Here is a 2,780-nt window from a genome sequence, read left to right as displayed (position 1 = left end):
TTCAAATTGTTCACGAGAGATGTCGCTACTATAATGGTGTGCAAAGCTTTTCATGGATTAAAAACTCCTGTTTTTGATCTAATTTAACTAAAATCAAATCGAATGTCAAAGTATCCAAACACGTTCTAAGTGTCAACGGTTTGCCATTTCGGAAAATCATGCGGCAACTGACGCCATTGAGCGCCCGTACGAAGCTCGTAAAGCACTGCATTGAAGACATCAAATAGGTCCACCCTTCGAGGACATGTACGCTTGCGAAACGTCTCAAGGTCAACGCGAATCAATTCAAATTGGTCACGAGTGATATTGCTTGGATAATCAGTCATAATGAAGTCCTTTTTTCACATATTTTACCGGAAATTCAAGCGTCTTTCAAAAACCTCAAACAGTTTCTGATTATAGGTAAAGGTATAGCCGTTTGAATGGCTAACTTCACAAAGTGGATTTTCTGATTTTTCGGGCGATTTTCACCTATACCAATCCCGCACCGGCAATTTTCACAAAGGCCAAATAACGGATCGTTGTTTTATCAGGGCATGAAGGGTTTACTTGGGATAAAGCCGCATTATGTTAAATAGGAAGCTTATAAATGAAAATTATTAATGATTTTATATATAACACAGATGATAAAATTATGGCTAAATTAAAAAATATCTTAACTTATAACAAATAAGTCCTTCACCAATCTTAACTTGCTAGTTTGGCGAGGGGCTTATTTTACAATCTACCAATAGCTATGTTATACTATTTTTAATTAAAGAAATCGTTCGAGTATCGAGAGTTCGGTTAGTGGCTACACACAATGACCCGACAGCAACGTACAAGGGAAGCCTTGCAACGTGCTTCAATGTAGATTGATATTCTCCTAAGTAAGGAACCGCTTAGTGTGAATATTAAGCGGTTTTTTTAGTGAAAAAATATTTAGGAGAATTACTATGGAATTAGACAATTCAATACAGCAAATGATAACAAAAGATTTAGTACAAAAAATGATTACTTCTATGGGTGGACAATCGAAAAGTAGTATTTCAAACATTGATTCAAAAATATTAACTGTTTTAGAACAACTTTATCGTGAGTTAAATTTTAGACCGTGCTCTTTGGCTACTTCTTTAGCCCATGGATATAGGAAAAATGATTTAATTGATGAATTAATAAGGTTGTTAGGTTATCAATCAGTGATGAGCCTTTGTAATTAAATAAAAATAGGCCAGCAGATTACACTAAGTAGCTTGCTGGTTTTTATTACGTTAAAATCGGTTTTAAGACGCTTTATTATGCTTGGGTATTAAATTAATCAATGCACCTTAAAATCGCTTAGAAGACGTTTTAAAAGATCTATACGGTGTGATGCGTTGTGGTGTGTGATTGCTTGGTGTTGAACGTATAGATTAGATACTATTTGGTCGTGAAATATTTATCCCGCTACTTTTATTCTAATAATGTTGATACAATCTACCAAATATTACAATTCATTACAAAAACGGCCTTATATTACAAGCACCCCCTAAAAACGTAATGTTCTGATTATTGCACTGCAAACACTCACTAGTTATACTAGTCACTGTTGATTGGTTGAGACATCAACTGCTCGACCAATAGAAAATATATGTAAATAATCGAACACACGCAAATTATGGGAGGGTGTATTAATTATTATGAAAATCAAAAACCTTGTATTATCATCAACTGCTGCATTAGCATTATTCGCTATCTCAACAACGGTTGCCAACGCTGATACTTATACTGTTAAGGCCGGCGATACTGTTTCAGCAATTGCCCAAGCTCACAACACTTCAGTTTCAGCCATTGAAAAGGCAAACAAGTTAGCTAATGTTAACTTAATCTTCATTGGTGATAAGCTTGAAGTCAATGGTACTACTACAACAACCACGACTTCTGCTGCTACAAGTGCTGCACCACAATCAGCAACTAGCCAAGCTACTTCTTCAGCTGCTTCAACTGCAACGAGTGCCAGTGCAACTAGTGCTTCTTCACAATCAGTTGCTAGCCAAGCTACTAGTTCTGCTGCTACTTCTTCAGCTGCTAGCCAAGCTACTTCAAGTGTTGCAACGAGTGCTGCTTTTTCAGCAAGCTCAACGCAATCAGCTGCTAGCCAAGCTTCAAGTTCTGCTGCAACCACTAGTCAAGCTTCATCAAGTGCTACTAGCTCAGCTGCATCATCAACAGCTTCAACAACCTCAACGACTTCAACACAGACGACTCAACAAACGAACACGACACAATCATCAGCTCAGACTAGTCAAACACAAACTAGCAAACCTGCTGCTCAGACGATGACTCAAACGTCTAGTTCAACCTCAAACTATAGCAACAATGGTTCTGATAGTGCTGCTAAGGCTTGGATTGCTGGTAAAGAATCTGGTGGTTCATATTCTGCTCGTAACGGTCAATACTTCGGTAAGTACCAATTAAGTGCTTCATACTTAAACGGTGACTACTCCGCTGCCAACCAAGAACGTGTTGCTAACAGATATGTTGCTTCACGTTATGGTTCATGGAGCAACGCCAAGAGTTACTGGCTTGCTAATGGCTGGTACTAAAAAGCCACTTTAAATTAATAAATAAATGCAAAGATTGCGGATCATTTCTGATTCGCAATCTTTTTTTCTACTATTAAGTCCGTGCTGAAAACGTGTTTAGAATCTTTTCAAGAGTATTCGCAGGAAGGCTAAGCTAATCATCATCTTACTGGTGTTCAGCTTTCGCTCACAATTGCGCCAGAGGCGCCGATATTTTCCTAGCCAGCTAAAACTGCG

General features: G+C 37.9%; 2 protein-coding genes and 2 pseudogenes. 2 read left to right on the top strand and 2 right to left on the bottom strand.

The genetic code is table 11. From position 1 onward, the window contains the following. Positions 1-134: 134 nt before the first annotated feature. Positions 135-329 (bottom strand): annotated as a pseudogene (locus tag D1831_RS14080) (transposase); the annotation flags it as partial. A gap of 606 nt (positions 330-935) precedes the next feature. On the opposite strand from D1831_RS14080, the gene D1831_RS14075 reads away from it, so the two are divergent. Together D1831_RS14075 and apf are read left to right on the top strand one after the other, a co-directional pair. Beyond that, entirely contained in the window at positions 936-1,199 is a 264-nt protein-coding gene (locus D1831_RS14075) for a hypothetical protein (protein ID WP_063484976.1), read from the top strand. Positions 1,200-1,658: 459 nt separating this feature from the next. Continuing rightward, positions 1,659-2,564 carry an aggregation-promoting factor gene (gene apf / locus D1831_RS14070; protein ID WP_125073434.1) on the top strand — a complete coding sequence of 302 codons (906 nt, stop codon included), beginning with the start codon at positions 1,659-1,661 and terminating at the stop codon, positions 2,562-2,564. Positions 2,565-2,660: 96 nt separating this feature from the next. On the opposite strand, the pseudogene D1831_RS14065 reads toward apf, so the two are convergent. Further along, positions 2,661-2,780 (bottom strand): annotated as a pseudogene (locus D1831_RS14065) (IS5/IS1182 family transposase); the annotation flags it as partial.

Source organism: Lactiplantibacillus garii (assembly GCF_003885105.1).
Classification (GTDB): domain Bacteria; phylum Bacillota; class Bacilli; order Lactobacillales; family Lactobacillaceae; genus Lactiplantibacillus; species Lactiplantibacillus garii.
The sequence above is the reverse complement of the archived record's forward strand: the minus strand, read 5'-3'. Positions and strand labels throughout refer to the sequence as shown.